The organism is Photobacterium sp. R1 (assembly GCF_054600795.1).
In genome coordinates, this window is sequence record NZ_BAAHZP010000988.1 from 1 (window position 1) to 236 (window position 236).

The 236-nt window shown below is 53.8% G+C and carries 1 pseudogene; it reads right to left on the minus strand.

Features of this window, described 5'->3' with window-relative positions:
- Positions 1-236, minus strand: a pseudogene (locus ACYP03_RS28020) (GGDEF domain-containing protein); the annotation flags it as partial.

The following is a 236-nucleotide window of genomic DNA, read 5'->3' on the forward strand; positions in this document are numbered from 1 at the left end:
GAATTGCTGTCGTTCAAGTTCTTCTAACTGCAGTGCCCGCGCCATCATACGTTGCTGCTGGCGGAACACTTCGGCATTACTTTTCACCTGGTTTTCCTGCAAAGAGGCATGCAGCTGTTCATAGCGGCGCTGACTCAGCAGGGCGTTGTAGTAGTCTTTTTGCTTCTCAAACGCAGCCGACAGGCTGATCTCTCCCTGCATTTGCAGAGCGGGCTGTGCTTTGGGCAATCGGCTGG